Annotated in this window: 19 protein-coding genes and 1 pseudogene; 15 read left to right on the forward strand and 5 right to left on the reverse strand. The window is 54.2% G+C overall.

From position 1 onward, the window contains the following. Positions 1–23: 23 nt before the first annotated feature. On the reverse strand, positions 24–1,151 hold the full coding sequence (gene dapE, locus AC07P6_RS08405) for a succinyl-diaminopimelate desuccinylase (RefSeq protein WP_478316019.1): 1,128 nt from the start codon (positions 1,149–1,151) through the stop codon (positions 24–26). 3 nt (positions 1,152–1,154) lie between these two features. Next, the gene (locus tag AC07P6_RS08410; protein ID WP_110272155.1) at positions 1,155–1,508 is read right to left on the reverse strand and encodes an ArsC family reductase; all 354 of its coding nucleotides are present in this window, start codon (positions 1,506–1,508) and stop codon (positions 1,155–1,157) included. 384 nt (positions 1,509–1,892) lie between these two features. Here AC07P6_RS08410 and ypfM point away from each other — a divergent pair, with 384 nt between their 5' ends. Next, positions 1,893–1,952, forward strand: coding sequence for a protein YpfM (gene ypfM, locus AC07P6_RS08415; RefSeq protein ID WP_100181659.1), 60 nt, complete (start codon positions 1,893–1,895; stop codon positions 1,950–1,952). A gap of 137 nt (positions 1,953–2,089) precedes the next feature. Here the strand turns inward: ypfM and acrD are convergent, their stop codons facing one another. After that, positions 2,090–5,203 (reverse strand): multidrug efflux RND transporter permease AcrD, encoded by a 3,114-nt coding sequence (acrD, locus tag AC07P6_RS08420; protein ID WP_478316020.1) that lies wholly within the window; start codon positions 5,201–5,203, stop codon positions 2,090–2,092. A 382-nt stretch (positions 5,204–5,585) separates the two neighbouring features. On the opposite strand from acrD, the gene aegA reads away from it, so the two are divergent. The 3 genes and pseudogenes from aegA (at position 5,586) to AC07P6_RS08435 (ending at position 9,357) form a co-directional block, all read left to right on the forward strand. Further along, the gene (gene aegA / locus AC07P6_RS08425) at positions 5,586–7,568 is read left to right on the forward strand and encodes a formate-dependent uric acid utilization protein AegA (protein ID WP_478316021.1); all 1,983 of its coding nucleotides are present in this window, start codon (positions 5,586–5,588) and stop codon (positions 7,566–7,568) included. Between the two features lie 58 nt (positions 7,569–7,626). After that, positions 7,627–8,224: pseudogene (gene nudK, locus AC07P6_RS08430) on the forward strand (GDP-mannose pyrophosphatase NudK). Positions 8,225–8,289: 65 nt separating this feature from the next. Continuing rightward, a complete protein-coding gene (locus AC07P6_RS08435; RefSeq protein WP_478316022.1) occupies positions 8,290–9,357 on the forward strand; it encodes a DUF1176 domain-containing protein in 1,068 nt (355 codons plus the stop codon). Between the two features lie 8 nt (positions 9,358–9,365). Here AC07P6_RS08435 and tkt read toward each other — a convergent pair whose 3' ends face one another. After that, the gene (tkt, locus tag AC07P6_RS08440; protein WP_478316023.1) at positions 9,366–11,369 is read right to left on the reverse strand and encodes a transketolase; all 2,004 of its coding nucleotides are present in this window, start codon (positions 11,367–11,369) and stop codon (positions 9,366–9,368) included. A gap of 288 nt (positions 11,370–11,657) precedes the next feature. Between tkt and maeB the strand changes: the two genes are divergently transcribed. Beyond that, on the forward strand, positions 11,658–13,937 hold the full coding sequence (gene maeB, locus AC07P6_RS08445) for an NADP-dependent oxaloacetate-decarboxylating malate dehydrogenase (protein WP_110272161.1): 2,280 nt from the start codon (positions 11,658–11,660) through the stop codon (positions 13,935–13,937). 622 nt (positions 13,938–14,559) lie between these two features. Further along, a complete protein-coding gene (locus AC07P6_RS08450) occupies positions 14,560–16,212 on the forward strand; it encodes a sulfatase-like hydrolase/transferase (RefSeq protein ID WP_478316024.1) in 1,653 nt (550 codons plus the stop codon). A 43-nt stretch (positions 16,213–16,255) separates the two neighbouring features. Here AC07P6_RS08450 and AC07P6_RS08455 read toward each other — a convergent pair whose 3' ends face one another. Further along, positions 16,256–17,497: an anaerobic sulfatase maturase gene (locus tag AC07P6_RS08455; RefSeq protein ID WP_478316025.1), complete on the reverse strand. Its 1,242-nt coding sequence runs from the start codon at positions 17,495–17,497 to the stop codon at positions 16,256–16,258. Positions 17,498–17,901: 404 nt separating this feature from the next. On the opposite strand from AC07P6_RS08455, the gene AC07P6_RS08460 reads away from it, so the two are divergent. The 9 genes from AC07P6_RS08460 to pta all read left to right on the forward strand — a co-directional run bounded on the left by AC07P6_RS08460 (position 17,902) and on the right by pta (position 26,267). Next, positions 17,902–18,177 (forward strand): YtcA family lipoprotein, encoded by a 276-nt coding sequence (locus AC07P6_RS08460; protein WP_478316026.1) that lies wholly within the window; start codon positions 17,902–17,904, stop codon positions 18,175–18,177. Positions 18,178–18,196: 19 nt separating this feature from the next. Continuing rightward, positions 18,197–19,228, forward strand: a complete 1,032-nt coding sequence (mdtN, locus tag AC07P6_RS08465; RefSeq protein ID WP_182240267.1) for a multidrug transporter subunit MdtN — start codon at positions 18,197–18,199, stop codon at positions 19,226–19,228. After that, the gene (gene mdtO / locus AC07P6_RS08470; protein ID WP_478316027.1) at positions 19,228–21,276 is read left to right on the forward strand and encodes a multidrug efflux transporter permease subunit MdtO; all 2,049 of its coding nucleotides are present in this window, start codon (positions 19,228–19,230) and stop codon (positions 21,274–21,276) included. The genes mdtN and mdtO overlap by 1 nt, the downstream gene beginning before the upstream one ends. Beyond that, positions 21,273–22,733, forward strand: a complete 1,461-nt coding sequence (locus AC07P6_RS08475; RefSeq protein ID WP_478316028.1) for an MdtP family multidrug efflux transporter outer membrane subunit — start codon at positions 21,273–21,275, stop codon at positions 22,731–22,733. Before mdtO ends, AC07P6_RS08475 begins: the two co-directional genes overlap by 4 nt. Before the next feature lie 223 nt (positions 22,734–22,956). After that, positions 22,957–23,292 carry an ethanolamine utilization microcompartment protein EutS gene (eutS, locus tag AC07P6_RS08480; protein WP_110272167.1) on the forward strand — a complete coding sequence of 112 codons (336 nt, stop codon included), beginning with the start codon at positions 22,957–22,959 and terminating at the stop codon, positions 23,290–23,292. A gap of 12 nt (positions 23,293–23,304) precedes the next feature. Continuing rightward, positions 23,305–23,784: an ethanolamine utilization acetate kinase EutP gene (eutP, locus tag AC07P6_RS08485; RefSeq protein ID WP_110272168.1), complete on the forward strand. Its 480-nt coding sequence runs from the start codon at positions 23,305–23,307 to the stop codon at positions 23,782–23,784. Then, positions 23,762–24,454, forward strand: coding sequence for an ethanolamine utilization acetate kinase EutQ (gene eutQ, locus AC07P6_RS08490; RefSeq protein WP_142513059.1), 693 nt, complete (start codon positions 23,762–23,764; stop codon positions 24,452–24,454). The genes eutP and eutQ overlap by 23 nt, the downstream gene beginning before the upstream one ends. Next, entirely contained in the window at positions 24,451–25,254 is an 804-nt protein-coding gene (gene eutT, locus AC07P6_RS08495; RefSeq protein WP_182207516.1) for an ethanolamine utilization cob(I)yrinic acid a,c-diamide adenosyltransferase EutT, read from the forward strand. The genes eutQ and eutT overlap by 4 nt, the downstream gene beginning before the upstream one ends. Next, positions 25,251–26,267, forward strand: a complete 1,017-nt coding sequence (gene pta, locus AC07P6_RS08500; protein WP_181485373.1) for a phosphate acetyltransferase — start codon at positions 25,251–25,253, stop codon at positions 26,265–26,267. The genes eutT and pta overlap by 4 nt, the downstream gene beginning before the upstream one ends. Positions 26,268–26,290: the final 23 nt, after the last annotated feature.

Here is a 26,290-nt window from a genome sequence, read left to right on the forward strand (position 1 = left end):
GCTACCTCTTATCTATGATGCCGTCAGGCGACCAGCTGTTCCATGATGCGTTGGTACATCCGCGCCAGTAGCTGGAGATCGGCGGCATTAACACATTCGTTGATTTTATGAATAGTGGCATTCACTGGCCCCAGTTCAACCACCTGCGCACCCATGCGTGCGATAAAACGCCCGTCGGAGGTACCGCCATTGGTCAGGAGCTGCGGTTTAATTTCATTATAGTGCTCAATGGCGTTCACCACCGCATCAACCAGTTTACCGCGGCCGGTCAGGAACGGCTGGCCTGAAAGCCACCAGTCAACGCTGTAGCGCAGTTCGTATTTTTCCAGCAGAGCTACAACGCGCACTTTGATCATTTCGTCAGTCAATTCTGTGCTAAAGCGGAAGTTGAACTGTACGAACATATCGCCGGGAATCACGTTGTTGCTGCCGGTTCCGGCCTGCACGTTAGCGATTTGCATGCTGGTTGGCGGGAAGAAATCGTTACCTTTATCCCATTCAATATTCACCAGCTCTGCCAGCATCGGCGCGGCGCGGTGGACCGGGTTATCCGCGAGGTGGGGATAGGCCACGTGCCCCTGCACGCCGTGAATGGTCAGGTTGCAGGTCAGGGAGCCGCGACGGCCATTTTTGACGACGTCGCCGACAACTTCGGTGCTGGAGGGTTCTCCGACCAGACAGTAATCCAGGCGCTCATTACGCGCCATTAGCGCTTCCACGACTTTAACGGTGCCGTTTTTGGCGCTGGCTTCTTCATCTGAGGTGATCAGAAATGCCAGGCGACCTTGATGGTTCGGATACTGGGCGACAAAGCGTTCAGCGGCAACCACCATCGCAGCGAGAGAGCCTTTCATGTCTGCCGCGCCGCGGCCAAACAGCATTCCGTCGCGAATAGTAGGCTCGAAAGGCGGGTTAATCCAGCGGTCGGCATCGCCAGAAGGGACAACATCAGTATGACCGGCGAAAGCCAGCGTTTCCCCGCGCCCGCGCCAGGCCCAGAAGTTTTGAGTATCGCCGAAATCCATCGGTTCAACGGTAAAGCCAATCGCACGCAGACGTTCAATCATTAACGCCTGGCATCCCGCATCATCGGGGCTGAGGGAAGGGCGGCGAATAAGCTGCTGAGCCAGCTCAATGACCGGGCAAGACATAGACTACACCTCGTTAAACTGCTGATAACTAGATTCACTGAAACCCAGCAGCATAGGCTGACCGGGCGCGCAGAGCAATGGGCGTTTGATGATTGCCGGCATTTCCAGCATCAGTTTTGCCGCAGCATCGGCGTTATCGATACCTGCGCGGACCGTTTCGTCTAGCTTGCGCCAGGTGGTGCCGCGGGTATTGAGCAGCGCTTCCCAGCCGAGTTCATCTATAAAGGTATCTAATAATTCGCGGTCCAGACCATCAACCCGATAATCATGAAAACGATATTCTATCTGCTGGGCTTCCAGCCAGCGGCGGGCCTTTTTTATGGTATCGCAATTTTTTATCCCGTACATGGTGAGCATGATTAAACCTTTTCCATTGAATTAAACGTTTGACCAGGAATGTTCCGAATATATAAGTCGTTAATAAATAATACGTGAATTACGTTAATAAATATCGTTTTTTACCCGTGATATATCCTGAACGTTATCTGTTGGTTGCTTTTTGACCTGCTTTTGCGCTGTGACTTGTCACAAGCCGAGTGAGGGCGGATTGTGCTGATGAACAAATGTTGCTGAATGTTGCTGTTGGTCACATTAAACGGGTTAAATTCGGCTCATAGTACTTACGAATGAAAGGGCTTTTTCTGGAGGCGGTAATTAAAGTAATCAGAGCGATAGCGTAAACACACTTTTCACCATCAACGAATTTGCATAAAATCACCCATAATAATAAGAGAGGCTATTATGATTGAGCATGAACTAGGGAACTGGAAAGATTTTATTGAAGGTATGCTTCGTAAATAAATTTCCATAATGTAAGCAGGGCGATTCCACGGGCAGAATAATAATGCAGTCGAAACGACCAATTATGAAAAAGGCGACACTTTCGGTCGCCTTTTCTGTTATTAATCCCGGTAAAATAAAGCAGACTTATCTCTTTGTTATTGCGGCCGTTCCTTAAGCGGGAAGCGACGGCGCACCAGCACGAAGAACAGCGGTACGAAGAAGATTGCCAGCACGGTAGCGGAGATCATACCGCCCATCACGCCAGTCCCCACCGCATGCTGGCTGCCGGAACCAGCCCCGGTGCTGGTCGCCATCGGCAGCACGCCGAAGATAAATGCCAGCGAAGTCATCAGGATTGGCCGCAGTCGCTGGCGACAGGCCGATAGCGTCGCGATAAGCAGGTCTTCACCTTTCTGGTTTAACTCATTGGCAAACTCGACGATAAGAATGGCGTTTTTCGCCGATAAACCGATAACCGTTAACAGACCCACCTGGAAATAAACGTCGTTTTCCAGACCGCGCATCCAGGTCGCCAGCAGCGCGCCGATAACCCCCAGTGGTACCACCAGCATCACTGAGAACGGCACCGACCAGCTTTCATACAGAGCCGCCAGACACAAGAACACAACCAGCAGCGAAATGGCGTATAGCGCCGGGGCCTGCGCGCCGGAGAGGCGTTCCTGATAAGACATCGCCGTCCACTCCACGCCAAATCCATTCGGTAGCTGCTGGGCCAATTCTTCCATGATTGTCATGGCGGTACCGGTACTGACGCCCGGGGCGGCTTCACCGACGATCTCCACCGCCGAGTAGCCGTTGTAGCGCTCCAGACGCGGTGAGCCGGTCTCCCAGCGCGAGGTGGCGAAGGCGGAGAAGGGCACCATCGTGCCGCTGTTGTTGCGTACATACCAAAGATTGATATCGTCCGGCAGCATGCGATATGGCGCTGCGGCCTGAACATAAACCTTCTTCACGCGACCCCGGTCCATAAAGTCATTGACGTAGCTCGAGCCCCAGGCGGTTTGCAGCGTGTCGTTGATATCGTCGATGGACACGCCCAGCGCCTGCGCTTTACGCTGATCGATGTCGACCTGCAACTGCGGGCTATCGTCAAGGCCGTTATGGCGAACACGGGTCAATTGGTCATTTTTGGCAGCCAGCTCCAGCAGGGTATCACGGGCGGCCATCAGCGCTTCGTGTCCGTTACCGGCGTGGTCCTCCAGCTCCATATCGAAACCGGCGGAGCTGCCCAGCCCGCTAATAGCCGGTGGGCTGCTGGCGAATACGCGCGCTTCTTTAATTTTGTTAAACGCCCTGGTTGCGCGTTCGATGATGGCAAAGGATGAACCGGTTGTCGGATCGCGCTCGTCCCAATCCTTCAGACGCACGAACATGCGCGCTACGTTCTGCCCGTTGCCGCCGGGGCCGGAGCCGATGGTGGCGAATACCGATTCGACGTTCTGTTTCTCCTGTTTCAGGAAGTAATCTTCCGCCTGCTGTACTACTTTTAGCGTCTGCTGCTGGGTCGCGCCGCTGGGCAATTGCACCGACGTGGTAAACATGCCGCGGTCTTCCAGCGGCAGGAATGACGTAGGAAGATGCAGGAACAGAAATACCATCCCGCCCAGCAGGAGGACGTAGAGCATTATCCAGCGCAGCGAACGGTGAAGAATTTTGGCGACGACGGATTCGTAGCGGTCGGCATTACGGTTAAACATGCGGTTAAACCAGCCGAAGAAGCCCCGTTGTCCGTGGGATTCTCCTTTATGAATCGGTTTGAGCAAGGTGGCGCACAGCGCTGGCGTCAGGATCATCGCCACCAGGACGGATAGCACCATCGCTGAGACAATTGTTATTGAGAACTGACGATAGATAGCGCCGGTGGTGCCGCCGAAGAAGGCCATCGGCACAAATACTGCCGAGAGCACCATGGCAATGCCGACCAGCGCCCCCTGGATCTGCCCCATCGATTTTCGCGTCGCCTCTCGCGGCGAAAGACCTTCCTCGCTCATGATGCGCTCGACGTTTTCCACCACCACGATGGCATCATCCACCAGCAGGCCGATCGCCAGCACCACGGCGAACATGGTTAAGGTGTTGATGCTGTAGCCACAGATGTAGAGGACGGCGAAGGTTCCCATCAGTACCACCGGAACGGCGATGGTGGGGATCAGCGTGGCACGGAAGTTCTGCAAGAACAGGTACATCACGAGGAACACCAGCGCGATGGCTTCCAGCAGCGTTTTCGCTACGTCGGTAATTGATGCTTTCACGAAAGAGGTGGTTTCGTAGGCAACTTTGTATTCAAGACCGTGCGGGAAGTATTGCGATAGCTCGTTCAGGCGGTCGATAACGCGTTCGGCGGTCGCCATTTCGTTGGCGCCGGATGCCAGTTTTATCCCCAGACCGGAAGCGGCCTGACGGTTGTAGCGGCTAAGATAATCGTATTTTTCCGCCCCCATCTCGACGGTGGCGACGTCGCCGAGAGTGACCTCGGAACCATCCTGATTAACCCGCAGGGTGATATCGCGAAACTGCTCTGGGGTTTGTAACAGCGACTGTGAATTAATGGTGGCGTTCAATGCCTGTTTATCCACCGACGGCGTGCCGCCCAGTTGGCCGACAGCAATCTGGGCGTTCTGTGACGAAATCGCATCGGTAACGTCTTTCGCCGTCATCTGAAAACTATTGAGCTTGGCCGGGTCGAGCCAGATGCGCATTGAGTACTGGGAGCCGTACGCGTCGATGTCGCCGACGCCGTTTACGCGGCTCAGCGGGTCCTGAATATTACTGGCGACGTAGTCGGAGATATCCTGTTTATCCATGCTGCCATCGGTAGAGACAAAGGCGATGGTCAGGATATTGGTATCCCCGGTTTTGCGCACCGTCACACCCTGGTTTTGTACGGCCTGCGGGAGTTTACGCATTGCTGATTGCAGCTGGTTCTGCACCTGCTGAACGGCTTCGTCCGGGTCGGTCCCGGCGGTAAAGCTCAGCGTCACGCTTGCCTGACCTGTGCCGCTACTCTGTGATGACATGTACATCAGGTTGTCGAGTCCGGTCATGTTTTGTTCGATGACCTGGGTAACGGTATTCTCCAGCGTTTGTGCAGAGGCACCGGGATAGTTCGCTGTGATTCGCACGTTGGGCGGTGCTAATTCGGGGTATTGCTCCACGGGAAGCGACAAAATCGCGAGCGTTCCGGTCAGGCATAAAAGGATTGCCAGAACCCACGCAAAAATGGGGCGATCGATAAAGAAATTCGCCATCAGAATTGGGACCTCATTTTGCTCATCTTTTTGTTATTGCATAGCCTGTGACACTTTAGCGGCAAGCCCTCAGGCAATCGTGGAGAAATTAAGGAGATAGTGTAATTTATCATGTGCCTTTTATGGCAGCGTAAAGAACTGTCCTGCTATCTCCACCAATCTTCTGCTTTTCTGCGCATCGTCGCCTGACCTCTAACGTAACCAATTATTACTTAGCTAAATAAAACGTAATTTCATTTAAGTCAAAAAAATTGATCCACCTCGGGTTATCACCAAAAAATCGGCAACCTGTGCAAATGCACATTGTCCCTGCACCGTTTTGTCGGGTAATAGATAAGCATGCGAATTGAGGGGTTATTCACCAATAAGACTGAAGGATGTCATGAACCACTTTATTTTAAGCGATAGTCATAAGTGCATCGGATGCCAGGCTTGTGAAGTTGCCTGCGTCATGGCGCACAACGATGAGCAGCATGTATTGACCCCGCAGCGTTTCTTGCCGCGTATTACGGTTATCAAAAGCGAGCAAAAACGTAACGCAGTAACATGTCACCATTGTGAAGGAGCTCCTTGCGCCCGGAGCTGTCCAAATGGCGCAATCAGTCAGCTTAACGGCAGCGTGCAGGTTAATCAGGAGAAATGCATCGGTTGCAAATCCTGCATGGTTGCCTGCCCGTTTGGCGTGATGCAAATTGTTCTCACCCCAGTACAGGAGGGAAAATTTAAAGCGACGGCGCACAAATGCGATTTGTGTAATGGTCGTGAAGAGGGACCCGCCTGCGTGCAAAACTGCCCGGCACAAGCATTACAGCTGGCGACGGACAACACGCTGTTAAATCTGGCAAGACAGCGGCGTCAGCGCGCAGCGCGTCTGGAAGCGCAGCCGTGGCATAGCCACCCGGGCGCAGTAGCATCGCCGTGTTCGGGCGGAAAGGTTGCCCAGATGGCCGCCACGCCATCGCGCGGTGAGCCTGACAAGCTGTCCGCTGAAGCGCGCAAAGCCAACTTTTCTGAGATCTATCTGCCGTTCAGCGCCGGCCAGGCCAACCGCGAGGCAGAACGCTGCCTGAAGTGCGGAGAAAACAGTATTTGCGAATGGACCTGTCCGCTGCATAACCATATTCCGCAGTGGATTGAGCGAGTGAAAGAGGGCGATATCTCAGCAGCCGTGGAGCTTTCTCATCAAACCAACTGCCTGCCGGAAATCACTGGCCGCGTTTGTCCGCAAGATCGCCTGTGCGAAGGGGCCTGTACGCTGCGCGATGAGCACGGTTCGGTCACTATCGGCAATATTGAGCGCTATATTTCCGATCAGGCGCTGGCCAGCGGCTGGCGACCGGATCTCTCGCAGGTCGTCGAAAGCGGCAAGCGGGTGGCGATTATTGGTGCCGGTCCTGCGGGGCTTGCTTGTGCCGACCGCCTGGTGCGCAACGGCGTGCAGCCGGTAGTGTTTGACCGCCATCCGGAAATCGGCGGCCTGCTAACCTTTGGTATTCCTGCATTTAAGCTGGATAAATCACTCCTTGCCCGGCGGCGCGAAATCTTTACCCAGATGGGCGTACGCTTTGAGCTGAACTGCGAGATAGGCAAGGATATCCCGCTGACCACGCTGCTTGAGGACTATGATGCGGTGTTTATTGGTGCCGGAACCTACCGTTCAATGAAGGCGGATCTGCCCAATGAAGACGCCCCCGGCGTGTACGATGCGCTGCCGTTCCTGATCGCCAACACCAAGCAGGTGATGGGGCTTCTGGAGCTGCCGGAAGAGCCTTACGTCAACACAGAAGGCCTGAACGTGGTCGTGCTGGGTGGTGGCGATACGGCGATGGACTGCGTGCGTACCGCACTACGTCACGGTGCGAAACAGGTGACCTGCGCCTATCGTCGCGATGAAGCCAACATGCCTGGCTCGAAAAAAGAGGTCAAAAACGCGCGCGAAGAGGGTGCGATGTTTGAGTTCAACGTTCAGCCGGTGACGCTGGAACTGGATGCTGAGGGTAACGTCAACGGCGTGCGCTTCCTGCGTACCCAGCTTGGCGCACCGGATGCCCAGGGGCGCCGTAGCCCGTCGCCGATCCCAGGGAGTGAATTCGTCATGCCCGCTGATGCGGTAATTATGGCTTTTGGTTTCCATCCGCACGGCATGCCGTGGCTGGAGTCGGTCGGCGTACAGCTCGACAGTCGCGGACGAATCAAAGCTAATGTCGAAAGCCGCTATCGTTACCAGACCACCCATCGCAAGGTGTTTGCTGGCGGTGATGCGGTGCGCGGTGCCGACCTGGTGGTGACCGCGATGGCCGAAGGCCGCCACGCGGCGCAGGGGATCATGGATTTCCTCGACGTTAAATCGATACCTCTTCACTAACGACAAAGCAGGTCCCACGGCGTAGTATGGCGACGTTATTTCATGCCGTGGGGCCCGTATGTCACTCAATATCAACGTTATCAAAGATAAAATTCTCTCCGAAAACTGGTTCGTGTTACGCAATATGACCTACGAGCTGACGCGTAGCGACGGCAGCGTGGTTCGCCATAAGCGTGAGGTCTATGACCGCGGCAACGGTGCTACCATCATGCTCTATAACCGCCGCAAGCAGAGCGTGGTCCTGGTGCGCCAGTTTCGCGTCGCGACCTGGGTAAACGGCAACGAAGACGGCATGTTGATTGAGACCTGCGCTGGGCTGTTGGATAACGACGAGCCAGAAGTGTGCGTGCGCAAAGAAGCTATCGAAGAGACCGGCTTTGAGGTCGGCGAAGTTCGTAAACTGTTCGAGCTGTATATGTCCCCCGGTGGCGTCACCGAGCTTATCCACTTCTTTATCGCTGAATACAGCGATGCCCAGCGGGCTACCGATGGCGGCGGGGTTGATGATGAAGAGATTGACGTGCTTGAGCTGCCTTTCAGCCAGGCGCTGGAGATGGTGGCGAATGGGGAAATACGTGATGGCAAAGCGGTGATCCTCCTGCAATATTTGCAAACTTCCGGGCTGATGACGCGGGATATCTGATAAATCCGATTGAGTAAAAGCTCGCCTCTGGTGAACATAACCGCTGTTAATCGTGTTCTCACCGGGGTCGTGCCGCTCATGTTGTATCGGGTTATTTTGTTCCTGCTTTTCGGTTTGCTACCGACTTCGTTGGCGTGGGCGGCGCCGGCGCAACAGCTCTTTAGCGACTGGATGGTAACCTGCAATAATCAAAACTTCTGCGTCGCCCGCAACGTTGGGTTACATCATGGGCTGGTAATGACCCTCACTCGCAGCGCCGGAGCGGCCACCAACGCCAGCCTGCGCATCGAACTTGGCGGCGTGGGCAATCCGGTTGCTACCCTGGCGCCGATTGCGCCTCGTCTTCTCCTCGACGGTCAGTCCCTGACGTTGGGCGATGAACACTGGCAGATTGCCGATAAGCTCCTTAAAACCGACGATAGCGTCACCATTGATGCCTTCCTGCAACAAGTGCAGGAAGCGCAGGCGATTACCCTCGAAAATGGCCTGCAGAAGATTTCTCTGCAGGGGCTGAAGGCCGCTTTGTTGTTTATTGATAACCGACAAAAGCGGGTGGGTAGCGAAACGGCGTGGATTGGTAAGGGAGAAGAGCCGCCGCTCAGCGTTCCGCCAGCGCCTGCGCTGCGGACGGTAGCGAAAGTGGATATGACGCAATCGCCCCTCAGCCGTGATGAGCTTAACGATCTGATGGATTACGGTAACGAACGAATGAATAACAGCGCCTGTTCACTGGACCCGTTTCGCCGCGAGGTTCGGGTTGCCGCGCTGACCGACGATAAAGTTCTGCTGATGACCAGTTGTGAAGCGGGCGCTTACAATACCATCTGGTTGGCCTGGCTGGTGTCGCGCCAGCGTCCATTTATTGCCCGCCCGCTACGCCTGACGCTGCCTTTCCAGCCCCCCGGCGATGCGCCCCGCGCGATTGAACTAGTTAACGCCAGCTATGACGATCGGCACCAGGAGCTGGTGACGCTGGATAAAGGGCGTGCGCCCGGCGACTGCGGGACGCAAACGCGCTGGCGCTATGACGGCCAGCGGTTTAGCCTTGTGCGCTACGCCCGGCAGCCGCAATGCGATAACTGGCAGGGGCCAGACGCCTGGCCCACTTTATGGGTTACCCGTTCAGTTGCGCAGCCGCCACGCTGACAAGATGCTCAACGGTGAAACCCGTTCTGTAATTCATCTCCCACGCTGACGATATGATCAACGGTAAAGCCGAAGAACGGGAAGAGGTCATCCGCCGGAGCCGACTCGCCAAAGCCGGTCATACCGACAACCTTGCCTTTCAAACCAACGTATTTATACCAGTAGTCGGCGATCCCAGCCTCGACGGCGACGCGAGCTTCTACGCCCGATGGCAGGACCGATTCCCGATACGCCTCGTCCTGGGCATCAAACACATCGGTTGACGGCAGGGAGACGACACGAACGTTCACCCCGTTGGCGAGCAGCTTCTCCGCTGCCAGGACAGTTATCTCCACTTCCGAACCGGTGGCTATCAGGATCAGATCCGGCTTGCCGCCTGCGTCCTTCAGTACGTAGCCGCCGCGGGCGATGTTCTGCACCTGCTCCGGCGTACGCGCCATTTGCGCCAGATTTTGTCGTGAGAGAATGAGCGCAGTTGGTCCGTTGTGACGCTCTACCGCCAGTTTCCACGCTACTGCGGCTTCCACCTGATCGCACGGTCTCCAGGTGCTGAAATTCGGCGTCAGGCGCAGGCTGGCAAGCTGTTCCACCGCCTGGTGAGTTGGGCCATCCTCACCAAGTCCAATAGAATCGTGGGTATAAACCATGATTTGCCGCGCTTTCATCAACGCCGCCATCCGCGCCGCGTTGCGGGCATATTCGACAAACATCAGGAAGGTAGCGGTATAGGGGACAAACCCACCATGATGCGCGATGCCGTTGGCAATCGCCGTCATGCCGAATTCGCGCACCCCGTAGTGAATGTAGTTGCCCGCCAGATCTTCTTTTAGCGAGGTAGAACCTTTCCAGATGGTCAGGTTACTTGGCGCGAGATCCGCCGAACCACCGAGCAGTTCCGGCAGCAGCGGACCGTAAATATTTAGGGTGTTTTGTGATGCTTTACGGGTGGCGATTTTTGCCGGATTGGCCTGTAGGTCGGCAATATATTTCTGCGTAGTTTCATTCCAGGAGTCAGGCAGACCGCCGCTCATGCGACGCGTAAACTCGGCCGCCAGGTCCGGCCAGGATTTTTGGTATGCGGCAAACTTCTCTTGCCAGTTTTTCTGCGCCTTTTCGCCTTTTTCGCGGGCGTCCCAGGCACGGTAAATTTCTTTGGGGATTTCAAAAGCGGGATGGTGCCAACCCAGCTTCTGCCGCGCCAGCGCCACTTCCTGTTCGCCCAGCGCCGCGCCGTGGGCCTCTTCTTTGCCGGCTTTATTTGGCGAACCAAAGCCAATCACCGTCCGGCAGATAATCAGCGACGGTTTATCTTTCACGCTCTGGGCTTCCAGAATAGCTTTTTTCACCGCTTCCGGATCGTGGCCGTCGATTTCATGCACCACATGCCAGTGGTAGGCTTCGAAGCGTTTTGCTGTGTCATCGGTAAACCAGCCTTTAACTTCGCCATCAATGGAGATGCCGTTGTGATCGTAGAAGCCGATCAGCTTGCCTAACCCCAGCGTGCCTGCCAGCGAACACACCTCGTGGGAGATCCCCTCCATCAGGCAACCATCTCCCATAAAAACATAAGTGAAGTGATCGACAATCTCGTGTCCTGGCTGATTAAACTGGGCGGCCAGCGTGCGCTCGGCGATCGCCAGACCAACGGCATTCGCCAGCCCCTGACCCAGCGGCCCGGTGGTGGTTTCAACGCCTGGGGTATAGCCAATTTCCGGATGGCCTGGGGTTTTTGAGTGCAGTTGACGGAAGTTTTTCAACTCCGCAATGGGTAAGTCATAGCCCGTCAGATGCAACAGGCTGTAGAGCAGCATCGAAGCGTGACCGTTGGAGAGGATAAAGCGATCGCGATCGTACCAGTGGGGGTTCTCAGGGTTGTGCTTAAGAAAATCGTTCCACAGCACCTCTGCGATATCGGCCATGCCCATCGGCGCGCCGGGGTGGCCGGAGTTGGCTTTCTGGACAGCATCCATACTCAGGGCGCGGATGGCGTTGGCAAGTTCTCTACGGGACATAATGTGCTCCTGAAACAATACGTTGCATGAGTTTTTATTGGCTTAGGATAGAGAGGTTGATGAGTTGCATAACTAAAAAGCATAGCAGATGGGGCTATCATTGCTTCCGAATCTAAGTTACATAAACATTATAAATCGATAACAAATATAACTTTGTTTTGGCGAGAGTTTGGCGGTGTTCAAAGTTTACGAAGCCGTCAGGCGAGATACTAGGTGGCCCTTTAGGGTGAACATCCGATACGCCATTACGCTTCACCCCTACGATCGATATGTGAAAGGAAAGATAAAATGGATGAGCAGTTAAAACAAAGCGCCCTCGACTTCCATGAATTCCCTGTTCCCGGAAAAATCCAGGTTTCCCCAACTAAACCGCTCGCGACTCAGCGTGACCTGGCTCTGGCCTACTCGCCGGGCGTTGCCGCCCCGTGTCTGGAAATCGAAAAAGATCCGCTGGCGGCCTACAAATATACCGCGCGTGGCAACCTTGTTGCGGTGGTCTCTAACGGCACGGCGGTTCTGGGACTTGGCAATATCGGTGCACTGGCCGGCAAGCCGGTGATGGAAGGCAAAGGCGTTCTGTTTAAAAAATTCGCCGGTATCGATGTTTTCGATATTGAGGTCGATGAACTGGACCCGGACAAATTTATCAACGTCGTTGCGGCTCTGGAGCCGACCTTTGGCGGCATTAACCTGGAAGATATCAAAGCGCCGGAGTGCTTCTACATCGAGCAAAAACTGCGCGAGCGCATGAATATTCCCGTCTTCCATGACGATCAGCACGGCACGGCGATTATCAGTACCGCCGCAATCCTTAACGGCCTGCGGGTGGTAGAGAAAAACATCTCCGATGTGCGGATGGTGGTTTCCGGCGCAGGCGCGGCGGCGATTGCCTGTATGAACCTGCTGGTGGCGCTGGGGATGCAGAAGCACAACATTGTGGTGTGCGACTCGAAAGGGGTTATCTACAAAGGCCGCGAGCCGAACATGGCGGAAACCAAAGCGGCTTACGCGGTGGAAGACAGCGGTAAACGCACGCTGGATGACGTGATTGAGGAGGCGGATATTTTCCTTGGCTGCTCGGGTCCGAAAGTGCTGACTCAGGAGATGGTCAAGAAGATGGCCCGCGCGCCGATGATTCTGGCGCTGGCTAATCCGGAGCCGGAAATTCTGCCGCCGCTGGCGAAAGAGGTGCGCTCCGACGCCATTATCTGCACCGGTCGCTCCGACTATCCGAACCAGGTTAACAACGTATTGTGCTTCCCGTTCATCTTCCGCGGGGCGTTGGACGTCGGTGCGACGGCAATTAACGAAGAGATGAAGCTGGCGGCGGTGAACGCGATTGCCGAGCTGGCTCATGCCGAACAGAGCGAAGTTGTCGCTTCAGCCTACGGCGATCAGGATTTGAGCTTCGGTGCGGAATACATCATTCCGAAACCGTTCGACCCGCGCCTGATCGTCAAGATCGCGCCAGCGGTGGCGAAAGCAGCGATGGACTCCGGCGTTGCCACGCGTCCGATTGCCGATTTTGATGCCTACGTCGAGAAGCTGAGCGAGTTCGTCTACAAAACCAACCTGTTTATGAAGCCGATTTTCTCGCAGGCGCGTAAAGAGCCGAAGCGTATCGTGCTGGCGGAAGGGGAAGATAACCGCGTGCTGCATGCGACGCAGGAGCTGGTGACGCTGGGGCTGGCAAAGCCAATTCTGATTGGTCGTCCGAGCGTCATTGAGATGCGCGTTCAGAAGCTGGGCCTGCAGATTAAACCGGGCGTCGATTTTGAAATCGTCAACAACGAGTCCGATCCGCGTTTTAAAGAGTACTGGCAGGAATACTACGGCCTGATGAAACGCAACGGTATTACGCAAGAGCAGGCGCAGCGTGAGATGATCAGCAACACCACCGCCATCGGCGCAATTATGGTACAGCGTGGAGAAGCGGACGGAATGATTTGTGGCACCATTGGTGATTACCACGAGCATTTCCACGTCATTAAGCCGTTGTTTGGCTACCGTGATGGTGTCCATACCGCCGGAGCGATGAACGCGCTGCTGTTGCCGAGCGGCAACACTTTTATCGCCGATACCTATGTTAACCACGACCCGTCGCCAGAGCAGATTGCTGAAATTGCGCTGATGGCGGCAGAGAGCGTACGTCGTTTTGGTATCGAACCGCGGGTGGCGCTGCTGTCGCACTCGAACTTCGGTTCGTCGGATTGCCCATCCGCCAGCAAAATGCGCCAGGCGCTGGAGCTGGTGAAAGCGCGTGCGCCGGATTTGATGATCGATGGTGAAATGCATGGTGATGCTGCGCTGGTGGAAAGCATTCGTAACGACCGGATGCCGGACAGCCCGCTGAAAGGCTCGGCGAATATCCTGGTCATGCCGAATATGGAAGCGGCGCGTATTAGTTACAACCTACTTCGCGTCTCCAGCTCCGAAGGCGTCACAGTCGGTCCGGTGTTAATGGGCGTGGCGAAGCCGGTGCATATTCTGACACCTATTGCCTCGGTACGCCGCATTGTGAATATGGTCGCACTGGCGGTTGTCGAAGCACAAACTCAGCCGCTGTAATATATACAGGTGCGGGAACTCTCCCGCACCTGTACTTCACTTCTCGTTTCCTTTGATTTTATCATTATTCAAATCTTGATTTTATCAATGCGCGATATTAATCATCCCGTCTTTTATTCATTAGATAACACGAAATTCATCTCTTTAATTTATTTTTCATTTTTTGTGAAATGGTCTTTTATCGGATTATTTGTAAGGAAATTTTAATAATATATTCATCGATTATATTATTTTTGTATTTTATATGAAATGCGTAGGTTATGGTTGGTGATGGAATTCATTTAAATACAATTAATTATATGGCGATTGTTAAAATTCGGCAGATCGGTTCTGTAGAGGGTGAAATGATTTTATTCACAGCGTTGATGCTTGTATTGATGGCCAGAAGGAATTGCTAACTTAATAGCATTTACAAAGGTGATATCGGGGTAGTATTGAAATGGTGTAACTGAAATCATGATGATTTCCAACGTTTTGCCAGTAATTTTAAATGTAACTGGTACCGTTACATTGAATTCAAAAATAACCAGCGAGTCATGACGTAGGTATGGCTAAAGTTACTATTTAGCATGGCTATTGTCTCATCCCCATTGGGGAATAAAAAATTAGGGAGCTTATCTTTATGGAATTAGCATTTTCTCCGAGGCTGCTTGCAATAGCTATTGCCGCAGCGATCCCATTTACCGCCAGCGCGGCAGATACCCCTGCCGTTGCGACTTCCCAAAATGGACATGCAGGTTACGACCATCCCAATCAATATCTTGTTACGCCAGCGACAAGAATTGCTGACAACTTGATGCCGGTCATGTCCCACCCTGCGCAGGATAAAGATACGCGGCAGAAGCTGGCCGAGTTAGAAAAGAAAACGGGCAAAAAGCCTAATATTGTGGTGTTCATTCTTGATGATGTCGGCTGGATGGATGTCGGTTTTAACGGAGGAGGGGAGGCCGTGGGTAACCCGACGCCGGATATCGATGCCGTCGCGAATCAGGGATTAGTCCTGACGTCGGCCTATTCGCAGCCGAGTTCCTCTCCAACTCGTGCGACGATCATGACCGGGCAATACTCCGTTCACCACGGAATTTTAATGCCGCCGATGTACGGTATGCCTGGCGGTCTTGAGGGATTGACCACGCTGCCGCAACTGCTGCACGATCAAGGCTATATCACTCAGGCCATCGGTAAATGGCACATGGGCGAGAATACCGGTTCGCAGCCGCAAAACGTCGGTTTTGACGATTTTCGCGGTTTTAACTCCGTTTCCGATATGTACACCGAATGGCGCGATCCGAATGTGAACCCGGAAGTGGCGCTAAGTCCTGCCCGTAGCCAGTATATTCAGAATCTGCCGTTCGATAAAAATGATGTCCATGCGGTACGCGGAGGCAAGCAGGAAGCTGTAGCCGAAATCACGCCGAAGTATATGGAAGATCTGGACCAGCGTTGGATGAAGTACGGCGTTGAGTTTATCAACAGCATGGCGAAAAAAGATAAGCCGTTCTTCTTGTATTACGGAACGCGCGGCTGCCATTTTGACAACTATCCGAATGCCCATTATGCCGGGCGCTCGCCAGCGCGTACTTCCTACAGCGATTGTATGGTGGAGATGAATGACGTCTTTGCCAACCTGTACAAAGCGCTGGAGACCAGCGGGCAACTGGATAATACGCTGATCGTCTTCACCTCCGATAACGGCCCGGAAGCGGAAGTGCCGCCACATGGTCGCACGCCGTTCCGTGGCGCGAAAGGCTCAACGTGGGAGGGCGGGGTGCGCGTGCCGACGTTTGTTTACTGGAAGGGAATGATCCAACCGCGTAGATCCGACGGGATTGTGGATTTGGCGGATTTGTTCCCGACCAGTCTTTCACTGGCAGGCCATCCGGGCGCGGAGCTGGCGAAGCTGGTGCCTGAAAAAACCTTTATTGATGGTGTTGACCAGGCATCTTTCTTTATCGGTAAAGACGGACAGTCAAACCGTAAAGCAGAACACTACTTCCTCAATGGCGAGCTTTCGGCGGTTCGTATCGATGAATTTAAATATCATCTGCTTATCCAGCAGCCTTTCGCCTTCACGCAAACCGGCTATCAGGGCGGGTTTACCGGCGCAATTATGAAAACGGCGGGGACCATGATATTTAACCTCTATACCAATCCGCAGGAAGATGAAAGCGTCGGCGTACGCCATATTCCGATGGGGGTACCTTTGCAGGATGAAGTCCATAACTACATGGAAATTCTGAAAAAATACCCGCCTAAAGTGCAGATTAAACTCTAAGTTGTATTCAGTGGATAATCGGCTTCTTATGAAGCCGGTTATTTTATTTCTCTGTTCTGCGATGGTGTAAATGGGCATGCATAATATCGCTGGCCGGGCGGCCCATCGCCATCAGATCGGCCATCGCCTTCAGGTATGGCGGTAAGTGCTGGAAATAGCGGCGAAACCCGGCACACAAATAATTCAATCCCGGTTTGCCTTCCTCGGTTAACGCAAAACGATGCTTTGGACATCCGCCCCAGCAGGCTTTTAGCACCGAACACTGTCGGCACTGATTGGGCAGAGTGGCGTATTTATCTTTACCGAAATCAACCTGTTTTGCCGAGTCCAACATTGTTGCAAAGGTTTGCTCGCAGATATTGCCTAAATGATATTGCGGGTAGACGTAATGATCGCAGGCATAAACGTCGCCATTATGCTCGACAACCACGGAACGGCCGCAGGTTGGCTGGTGATGGCAGACCGCACCGGGCGCGCCGACAAAGCTGGCGAATGCCCACTCAATATTCATGACATAAATTTTACCTACATCACGCTTAACCCAGCGGTCAAAAACGTGACAAAGAAATGCACCATAATCGTCAGGTTGTACCGACCATGCTGTCAACGTCCCGCAGGCTTCGCCGGGCGAGCGTAGCGTCAGGCCGGACTGCTGCGCTGACGCATCGGCCAGACGCTCGACGACGGGGATGAACTGAATAAACTCGATGCCGCTGGAGACGAGGAATTCGTACACTTTCTCCGGCTGCTGGGCGCTGTGGTGATTCACGCAGGCCAGCACGTTATACTGCACTCCATGCTGCTGAAGCCGCGCTAAAGCACGCATCACTAGCTTGTGCGTCGGGCGGCCACCCTTCGTCAGGCGGTATTCGTTATGAATATCCTCAGGCCCGTCCAGCGATAAGCCAATCAGGAAATTATGGCGTACAAAAAACTCGCACCACTCATCATCTAACAGCACGCCGTTGGTTTGAAAACTATTGCTGATCTGCCGTCCGGCACCATATTGGACCTGAAGGGCGACAGCGCGGCGGTAAAAATCCAGTCCCAGTAGCGTCGGCTCGCCACCTTGCCAGGTGAATGCCACCTCTGACTTTGGATCGCATGAGGCAATATAATCGCGGACATAATGCTCCAGCATTGCATCATTCATACGAGGTTGTGGAACATCGTCATATAACGCGTGTTTTTCGAGATAGAAGCAGTAAGCGCAGTTCAGGTTGCAGTCCGACCCGCTGGGTTTCGCCATAGCATGAAAAGCACGGGTTGATATATTTTGAGACATATTACGCTGACCCTTAAAAACTATTTCCAATGCTCTGCGCCACATCATTTGGAGCTGGCGGCAGGCAATGCGTCTATTGGTAGTAATAACATTCAACCATATCACCTGAGAGTTTATTGAGGCCGAAACGTAAATTCAGAATAATACATGCCGATATTGTCCATTATGGCACTATAGGGCGGTAATATCATGGGGAGAGAAGTTGGCTGTGAGTTGTTTAAAATATTTAATCATTTGGTTGTTGAATGTTTTTGATTAAATAATAGATGGAAAATATAAGTTATGAATGCGGTGAGTTGATAAAAGAGTTTACTATCAGTAATGGATAGCGATACTTTTACCTTCTTAAGATATTTTTATATTCACTCAGGATATTGTTCGCAATAAACAGGATGTATTTCATTATGCAAACATTTAAATCCCGTATTGTGACGCAAATAGAAAGATTTTTCTGGCTTACGCCAGCGATATTATTAACAGGATGTACTCTGTCGCCCGCTATTCCCGTTATCGGCGCCTATTATCCTGGTTGGCTATTTTGCATTATTATGGGCGTTCTTCTGACATTGCTCACCCGGCGATTGGTTACTTACAGAAATATACGGCCGGGATTCCCCGCTATTGTGTATACCAGCCTTTTTGTCCTCTACTCCATGCTGTTCTGGCTGGTATTTTTTTAATTCATGTTGAGATGCCCTCATGGAAAGTTCACTGAAAAAATCGCCGGGTAAAAAAATTCCGGCCTTGATTCTGGTACTACTGACGTTGGTCGTGTTGGTGTTTGTGATTTGGCGAGTGGACAGTTCGCCGTCAACAAATGATGCCTATGCCGCTGCGGATACCATTGACGTTGTACCCGAAGTCAGTGGGCGCATTGTCGAGCTGGCGGTAAAAGATAACCAGCCGGTCAAGCAGGGGGATCTGCTTTTCCGCATCGATCCGCGCCAGTATCAAGCCAATCTGGCGAAGGCGGAAGCCGCGCTTGCCGCGCTTGATAAGCAGATTATGCTGACCCAGCGCAGCGTCGATGCACAAAAATACGGTGCTGATTCCGTTCAGGCGGCAGTTGCAAAAGCGCGCGCCGCGGCAAAACAGGCGGGCGATACATTGCGCCGCACCGAGCCTTTGTTATCGGAAGGCTTTGTCTCGGCGGAAGATGTTGACCGCGCCAGAACGGCGCAGCGGGCCGCCGCGGCCGATCTCAATGCTATTTTACTCCAGGCACAGCAGGCGGCCAGCGCCGTGAGCGGAGTTGACGCACTGGTAGCCCAGCGTGAGGTTGTACAGGCTGATATCGCCCTGACTAAGCTCTATCTGGATATGACGATTGTTCGTGCACCTTTTGATGGACGGATTGTTTCTCTGAAAACGTCCGTAGGCCAGTTTGCTTCAGCAATGAAGCCCGTATTTACCCTGATCGACACACGCCAGTGGTATGTCATCGCTAATTTTCGCGAGACGGACCTAAAAAATATTCGTCCGGGCGTTCCCGCGACTATTCATTTGATGAGCGATTCTGGCAGAACCTTCCAGGGGAAAGTGGATTCGATTGGCTACGGGGTGCTGCCCGATGATGGCGGCATTGTGCTGGGAGGATTACCGCACGTATCCCGCTCAATTAACTGGGTCCGCGTGGCACAGCGTTTTCCGGTGAAAATTATGGTGGATAAACCGGACGCAGAGATGTTTCGTATTGGCGCTTCGGCTGTCGCAACGCTCGAGCCGCAATAATGCGCGCCCTCAATTATTTACCGATGTCATGGGTTCGGCTGCTGGCATTCTTTCATGAGGAGCTAAGCGAGCGGCGTCCGGGGCGGACCCATCAGACGATGCTGCTATGGGTGAATTGCCTGGTGGTGGTGGTGGTTTCAATGACCTTTGAAATCCCATTCCTGGCAATATCGCTGGCGGTGCTGTTTTACGGTATTCAGTCCAACGCCTTTTATACCAAATTTGTGGCGATTCTGTTTGTGGTCGCCACCGTGCTTGAAATTTGCAGCCTGCTGCTGATCTACAAATGGACCTACAGCTATCCGTTACTACGCATGGGTATTGCCAGCCTGATTGTGTTGGGAAGCATGTTTATGATGCGCACCCATCGCCTGGGCCTGGTCTTTTTCGCCGTTGCCATTGTGGCGGTATATGGCCAAACCTTTCCGGGGATGCTCGATTATCCGGATATCGTACTGCGTTTAACGCTGTGGTGTATCGTGGTTGGCCTCTATCCCACCTTGCTGATGGTGCTGACCGGCGTTTTGTGGTTTCCCAGCCGGGCGGTTCAGCAGATGCGCACGGCGCTTTGTGAGAGGCTGGATGACGCGGTTAGCCATTTGACGTCCTCTGTTCCGCCTCTGGCAGAAAAAAACATTGAGAAAGAAGCGCTGGCTCTGCAAAAGCTTAACGTCTTTTGCATGGCTGATGATGCTGACTGGCGCGCAAGAAGCGCCTGGTGGCAGACATGTGTCACAACGGTGACCTGGATATATGCCACGCTTAACCGCTTTGATATTTCGGCCATCCCCGGCAACAAGGCAACTGGCGAGTTAATCAGTAAGCTGCGCGGTGAAATTGCCGGGCTGCAAAATGTGATTGCTCAGGGTGAACCCTGGCGTAGTGAATGGCATCTCAGCGCTGACGAGAGTGCCGTCGCGCAGGCGTGTGGTCTGCAAACGCTCTGCCAGATGTTGCTACAGCTGGGACATATGGATCCCGACACGCCGCCAACCCCGCCAGCGAAGCAGCCGTCAATGGCTGCCGATGCGTTTACCAACCCGGTCTATATCCGCTATGCCCTGAAAACGCTGCTGGCATGCATGATTTGCTATGTCTTTTATTCCGGCGTCGATTGGGAAGGCATCCACACCTGTATGCTGACCTGCATTATTGTGGCGAACGCCAGTATTGCTTCGTCGTATCAGAAAATGGTGTTGCGCTTTGGCGGCGCGCTATGTGGAGCAATGTTAGCGCTGCTGGTGACGATTTTTATCATGCCCTGGCTAGACGGTATTGTTGAATTATTGTGCGTTCTGACACCGATATTTCTGCTTGGCGCGTGGATTGCCACCGGCTCGGAACGCTCGTCCTACATCGGTACGCAGATGGTCGTCACTTTCGCACTGGCAACGCTTGAGAACGCATTCGGTCCGATCTACGACCTGGTTGAAGTACGCGATCGTGCTATCGGGATCCTGATTGGTACTGCGGTTTCAGCCGTTGTCTACACCTTCATCTGGCCAGAAAGCGAAGCGGGCGTGCTGCCGAAAAAGCTGGCGGGTGCGCTGGGGATACTCAGTAAGCTGATGCGTATTCCGCGCCCGCAGGATGCGGCGGCTCAGCGCAACTATTTGCAACTGCGCATCGGTTTTCTGGCCACCATCAGCGGCTGCGAGGAAATCTGCGAGCGGGTGGCATTAGAGCGTCATCTGGATGCCGATGAGCGCATCAGGCTGGTTAATTACGGCCAGCAGGTTATTCACCAGGGGCGAGAAATTCTTTATGCCTGGGAAACGAGCTGGGAGCATGCCGGAATGCTGGACGATGAAGCGCAGCAGGCGAGAGCGGCCCGTTTTGCCGATGCGTTAGAAAAATATGCGCAGGGCCTGACGAGCGGCACGAGTTCACCTCCTGATATCACGCTCTCATCCTCCTCTTTGGAAAAATTATCCGGGTTAGACAAACAGGAGCAATGCGTCATGCAGCAGATGATCCGTTTACCCGACTGGACCCACACGGATCACTCGCCAGCCAGAGAGCCGGTGCAAGGAGTCTCTCAACTATGACCAGTAACCTTCCGCGATTACTACTTTGCGGCATTCTTGCCAGCACCACAGCGCTCACCGGTTGCGCGCTGATACGCAAAGATTCTGCCCAGCATCAGTCTATTCAGCCCGATCAAATCAAACTGGCCGATGACATTCATCTCGCCAGCCAGGGGTGGCCGCAGGCGCAATGGTGGCGTCAGTTTAACGATCCGCAGCTGGACAATCTTATTCAGCGCACGCTTTCCGGCTCGCATACGCTGGCTGAGGCGAAACTGCGCGAAGAGCAGGCACAATCGCAGGCCGATCTGTTAGAGGCCGGATCGCGGCTCCAGGTTGCCGCATTAGGGATGGTCAACCGGCAACGGGTTTCGGCCAACGGCTTCCTTAGCCCTTATGCGATGGATGCGCCAAAGCTCGGTATGGATGGCCCTTACTACACTGAAGCGACGGTGGGGTTGTTTGCCGGTCTGGATCTTGATCTGTGGGGCGTGCATCGTTCAGCCGTTGCGGCGGCCATCGGCGCGCAAAACGCCGCGCTTGCTGAGACGGCGGCGGTTGAGCTGTCTCTCAGCGCTGGCGTAGCGCAGCTTTATTACAGCATGCAGGCCAGCTATCAGATGCTTGATCTGCTGCAACAAACTCGTGACGTTATTGATTTCGCGGTGAAAGCTCACCAGAGCAAAGTCGCCCACGGGCTGGAAGCGAAGGTGCCGTACCACGGCGCCAGAGCGCAGATGCTGGCGGTGGACAAACAGATCGCGGCGGTAAAAGGGCAAATCAAAGAAACGCGTGAGTCGCTGCGGGCGCTGATCGGTGCCGGTGCCAGCGATTTACCTGATATTAAGCCGATTGCTTTGCCGCAGATACAAACCGGTCTTCCACCAACGCTCTCGTATGAATTGCTCGCCAGACGTCCTGATTTACAGGCAATGCGCTGGTACGTGCAGGCATCGCTAAGCCAGGTGGATGCCGCTCGCGCGTTGTTCTATCCGAGTTTCGATATCAAAGCGTTCTTTGGCCTGGATGCAATTCATCTCGACCAGCTGTTTAAAAGTACCAGCAAGCAGATTAACTTCATTCCTGGCTTGCGCCTGCCGCTGTTCGATGGCGGGCGTCTCAATGCCAACCTGCAGCACACCCGGGCCGCCAGTAACATGATGATTGAACGCTATAATCAACAGGTGCTCGACGCCGTGCGCGATGTTGCGATTAACGGTACGCGTTTGCAGACGCTGAATGAAGAACGTGGGATGCAACTGGACCGGGTTGAGGCGATGCGCTATACGCAGGCTGCCGCTGAGGCCGCCTTTAAACGTGGTCTGGGAAGCCGCTTACAGGCAACCGAAGCCCGACTTCCCGTTCTGGCGGAAGAGATATCGCTGCTTATCCTGGACACCCAGCGGGTTATCCAGAATATTCAGCTAATGAAATCACTGGGGGGCGGCTATCAGGCTCCTGCGGTGACAAAAGAATAGTTTGAAAAATAATGATAATGCCGCGTGAAGTCCTTCATGCGGCATTTTTTATACGCGCACTCTCCCCGCATTAATTAATCACCTCACCCTGATTTTTAGCCCTTATTTTTATTTTATTTTCTTAGTGATCTACCTCACCTTTTAAATCAGCTTGCCGAATTTTGTTATTTACTCCAGCAAAATCTTGTCACCATGAGCCCAGATTTTAGCGGAGCAGTGAGCCATGGATAAAGAACGCATCATTCAGGAGTTTGTACCAGGAAAGCAGGTTACGCTGGCGCATCTGATTGCGCACCCTGGCGAGGAACTGGCGAAAAAGATCGGCGTTCCCGAATCCGGCGCTATCGGCATTATGACCTTAACCCCTGGAGAAACCGCCATGATCGCTGGTGATTTGGCGATGAAGGCCGCCGATGTGCATATCGGTTTTCTCGACAGATTTAGCGGCGCGCTGGTTATCTATGGTTCGGTTGGCGCGGTAGAAGAGGCGCTACTGCAGACGGTTAGCGGACTGGGCAGATTATTAAATTATACCCTCTGCGAGTTAACAAAAAGCTAATTAGAGGCGGCGATGAAACGTATTGCATTTGTCGGTACGGTGGGAGCGGGGAAAACAACGCTATTTAACGCGTTGCAGGGGAATTATTCCCTCGCCAGGAAAACGCAGGCCGTGGAATTTAATGAAAGTGGCGATATCGACACGCCAGGGGAATATTTCAGTCATCCGCGCTGGTATCACGCGTTAATTACCACGCTACAGGATGTGGATACGCTGATTTATGTCCATGCAGCCAATGACAAAGAGAGTCGCTTACCTGCCGGGCTGTTGGATATCGGCACCAGTAAACGACAAATCGCCGCAATCAGCAAAACGGATATGCCGGATGCCGACGTTGCCGCAACGCGGCGGTTACTTCACGCAATGGGGTTTCAGGAGCCGATTTTTGAACTCAACGGCCACGACCCGCAAAGCGTACAGCACCTAGTGGATTATCTGACAGAGCTCAGCCAAAAGGAGGAAGGGGCAGGTGAAGAAACTCATCACAGCTAACGATATTCGTGCGGCCCACGCACGTGGTGAACAGAAGATATCGATTGTTCTGCGCGCCAGCATCATCACCCCGGAGGCCCGCGAAGTTGCGGATCTGCTGGGCGTCGCCATTACCGAATGCGATGAATCCACACCTGCGGTGGCGGCACCGGTGGCAGAGGAGAAAACCGAAAGCCAGCGCATTCGTGAAACCATCATCGCGCAGCTGCCGGAAGGACAGTTTACCGAAAGTCTGGTCGCGCAGTTGATGGACAAGGTGATGAAGGAGAAACAGTCGCTGGCGCAGGGCGATATGCAGCCCAGCTTTAAATCGGTCACCGGCAAAGGTGGCGTAAAAGTCATTGACGGCAGCAGCGTCAAGTTTGGCCGCTTCGACGGTGCTGAACCGCACTGCGTCGGCTTAACGGACTTAGTCACCGACCAGGACGGCAGCAGCATGGCCGCCGGGTTTATGCAGTGGGAAAATGCTTTTTTCCCGTGGACGCTGAATTACGACGAGGTTGACATGGTGCTGGAGGGCGAGCTGCACGTGCGCCATGAAGGCGAAACCATGATTGCCAAAGCCGGTGACGTGATGTTCATCCCGAAAGGTTCGAGCATCGAGTTTGGCACTCCGTCGAGCGTGCGCTTCCTGTACGTTGCCTGGCCTGCGAACTGGCAATCGCTATGAAAGATTTCATCACCGAAGCCTGGCTCAGAGCAAACCACACGCTCAGCGAAGGAGCAGAGATTCATCTGCCCGCCGATGCTCGCCTGACGCCATCAGCTCGGGAACTGCTGGAAAGCCGCCGTCTGCGCATCAAGTTTATCGACGAGCAGGGAAGCCTGTTTGTTGATGATGAGCAACAGCAGCCGCAGCCGGTACATGGCTTAACCAGCAGCGAAACGCACCCGCAGGCGTGCTGCGAGCTGTGTCGCCAGCCGGTGGTGAAAAAGCCCGACACGCTGACCCATCTGACGGCAGACAAGATGGTCGCCAAAAGCGACCCGCGTTTGGGCTTTCGCGCGGTGCTCGATAGCACTATCGCACTGGCAGTGTGGCTGCAAATCGAACTGGCGGAACCGTGGCAGCCGTGGCTGGCGGATATTCGCTCGCGTCTGGGCAACATTATGCGCGCCGACGCCATGGATGAACCGCTGGCGGCGCAGTCCATCGTCGGCTTGAACGAGGATGAGCTGCACCGGCTTTCTCATCAGCCGCTGCGCTATCTCGACCACGATCATCTGGTGCCGGAAGCCAGCCACGGGCGGGATGCCGCGCTGCTGAATCTGTTGCGTACCAAGGTGCGTGAGGCTGAAACGGTTGCCGCCCAGGTCTTTATTAGCCGCAGTTTTGAGGTATTGCGCCCGGACATTCTGCAAGCGCTAAACCGCCTCTCCAGTACCGTCTACGTGATGATGATTCTGTGCGTCACGAAGCATCCGCTCACCGTTAGCCAAATACAACAACGCCTGGGAGGGGAGCAATGATTATTGAACGTGCTCGCCAACTTGCATTGCATTCACCCGCTCGGGTGGTCTTTCCGGACGCGCTGGATGTTCGCGTGCTGAAGGCCGCGCACTACCTGCAACAGCAGGGGCTGGCAAGGCCGATTCTGGTCGCCAGTCCGTTTGCTCTGCGCCAGTTTGCGCTCAGCCACCGCGTGCCGATGGACGGTATTCAGGTCATCGACCCGCACAGCAATCTGTCCATGCGCGAAGCGTTTGCCGAGCGCTGGCTGGCCCGTGCCGGAGAGAAAACGCCGCCGGATGCGCTGGAAAAACTCAATGACCCGCTGATGTTCGCCGCCGCGATGGTCAGCGCGGGTAAGGCCGATGTGTGCATTGCTGGCAATCTTTCGTCAACGGCGAACGTGCTGCGCGCCGGATTGCGGATTATTGGCCTGCTGCCGGGTTGCAAAACGCTGTCGTCGATTTTCCTGATGCTGCCGCAGTACATCGGACCGGCATTAGGCTTCGCCGATTGCAGCGTAGTGCCGCAACCGACGGCGGCGCAGCTGGCGGATATCGCTATCGCCAGCGCCGACACCTGGCGAGCCATTACCGGCGAGGAGCCGCGCGTCGCGATGCTGTCTTTCTCAAGCAACGGCAGCGCCCGCCACCCTAATGTTGCCAACGTACAGCAGGCGACCGAGATCGTCCGCCAGCGTGCGCCGCAGCTGATGGTGGACGGCGAACTGCAGTTTGATGCCGCTTTCGTGCCGGATGTCGCCGCGCAAAAAGCGCCCGCCAGCCCGCTTGAAGGCAATGCGAACGTGATGGTCTTCCCATCGCTGGAGGCGGGCAATATTGGCTACAAAATCGCCCAGCGGCTGGGCGGCTATCGCGCCGTTGGGCCGCTCATTCAGGGACTTGCCGCGCCGCTTCACGACCTCTCCCGAGGCTGTAGCGTGCAGGAAATTATCGAACTGGCGTTAGTGGCAGCCGTGCCGCGCCAGACTGACGCGAATCGGGTAAACGACTCGCAAACACTCGTTGTATAGGTCCCGTTCTGGACCCCCTTTGA

The organism is Klebsiella sp. GFKo11, assembly GCF_056490265.1.

Excerpts from the sequence above, each read along its gene's own strand:
- AC07P6_RS08450 (WP_478316024.1), top strand. The coding sequence starts at position 14,560 with ATGGAATTAGCATTTTCTCCGAGGCTGCTTGCAATAGCTATTGCCGCA.
- AC07P6_RS08455 (WP_478316025.1), bottom strand. The coding sequence starts at position 17,497 with ATGTCTCAAAATATATCAACCCGTGCTTTTCATGCTATGGCGAAACCC.
- mdtN (WP_182240267.1), top strand. The coding sequence starts at position 18,197 with ATGGAAAGTTCACTGAAAAAATCGCCGGGTAAAAAAATTCCGGCCTTG.
- pta (WP_181485373.1), top strand. The coding sequence starts at position 25,251 with ATGATTATTGAACGTGCTCGCCAACTTGCATTGCATTCACCCGCTCGG.
- AC07P6_RS08460 (WP_478316026.1), top strand. The coding sequence starts at position 17,902 with ATGCAAACATTTAAATCCCGTATTGTGACGCAAATAGAAAGATTTTTC.
- AC07P6_RS08475 (WP_478316028.1), top strand. The coding sequence starts at position 21,273 with ATGACCAGTAACCTTCCGCGATTACTACTTTGCGGCATTCTTGCCAGC.
- tkt (WP_478316023.1), bottom strand. The coding sequence starts at position 11,369 with ATGTCCCGTAGAGAACTTGCCAACGCCATCCGCGCCCTGAGTATGGAT.
- eutS (WP_110272167.1), top strand. The coding sequence starts at position 22,957 with ATGGATAAAGAACGCATCATTCAGGAGTTTGTACCAGGAAAGCAGGTT.
- maeB (WP_110272161.1), top strand. The coding sequence starts at position 11,658 with ATGGATGAGCAGTTAAAACAAAGCGCCCTCGACTTCCATGAATTCCCT.
- dapE (WP_478316019.1), bottom strand. The coding sequence starts at position 1,151 with ATGTCTTGCCCGGTCATTGAGCTGGCTCAGCAGCTTATTCGCCGCCCT.
- mdtO (WP_478316027.1), top strand. The coding sequence starts at position 19,228 with ATGCGCGCCCTCAATTATTTACCGATGTCATGGGTTCGGCTGCTGGCA.
- eutP (WP_110272168.1), top strand. The coding sequence starts at position 23,305 with ATGAAACGTATTGCATTTGTCGGTACGGTGGGAGCGGGGAAAACAACG.
- eutT (WP_182207516.1), top strand. The coding sequence starts at position 24,451 with ATGAAAGATTTCATCACCGAAGCCTGGCTCAGAGCAAACCACACGCTC.
- acrD (WP_478316020.1), bottom strand. The coding sequence starts at position 5,203 with ATGGCGAATTTCTTTATCGATCGCCCCATTTTTGCGTGGGTTCTGGCA.
- AC07P6_RS08410 (WP_110272155.1), bottom strand. The coding sequence starts at position 1,508 with ATGCTCACCATGTACGGGATAAAAAATTGCGATACCATAAAAAAGGCC.
- aegA (WP_478316021.1), top strand. The coding sequence starts at position 5,586 with ATGAACCACTTTATTTTAAGCGATAGTCATAAGTGCATCGGATGCCAG.
- AC07P6_RS08435 (WP_478316022.1), top strand. The coding sequence starts at position 8,290 with ATGTTGTATCGGGTTATTTTGTTCCTGCTTTTCGGTTTGCTACCGACT.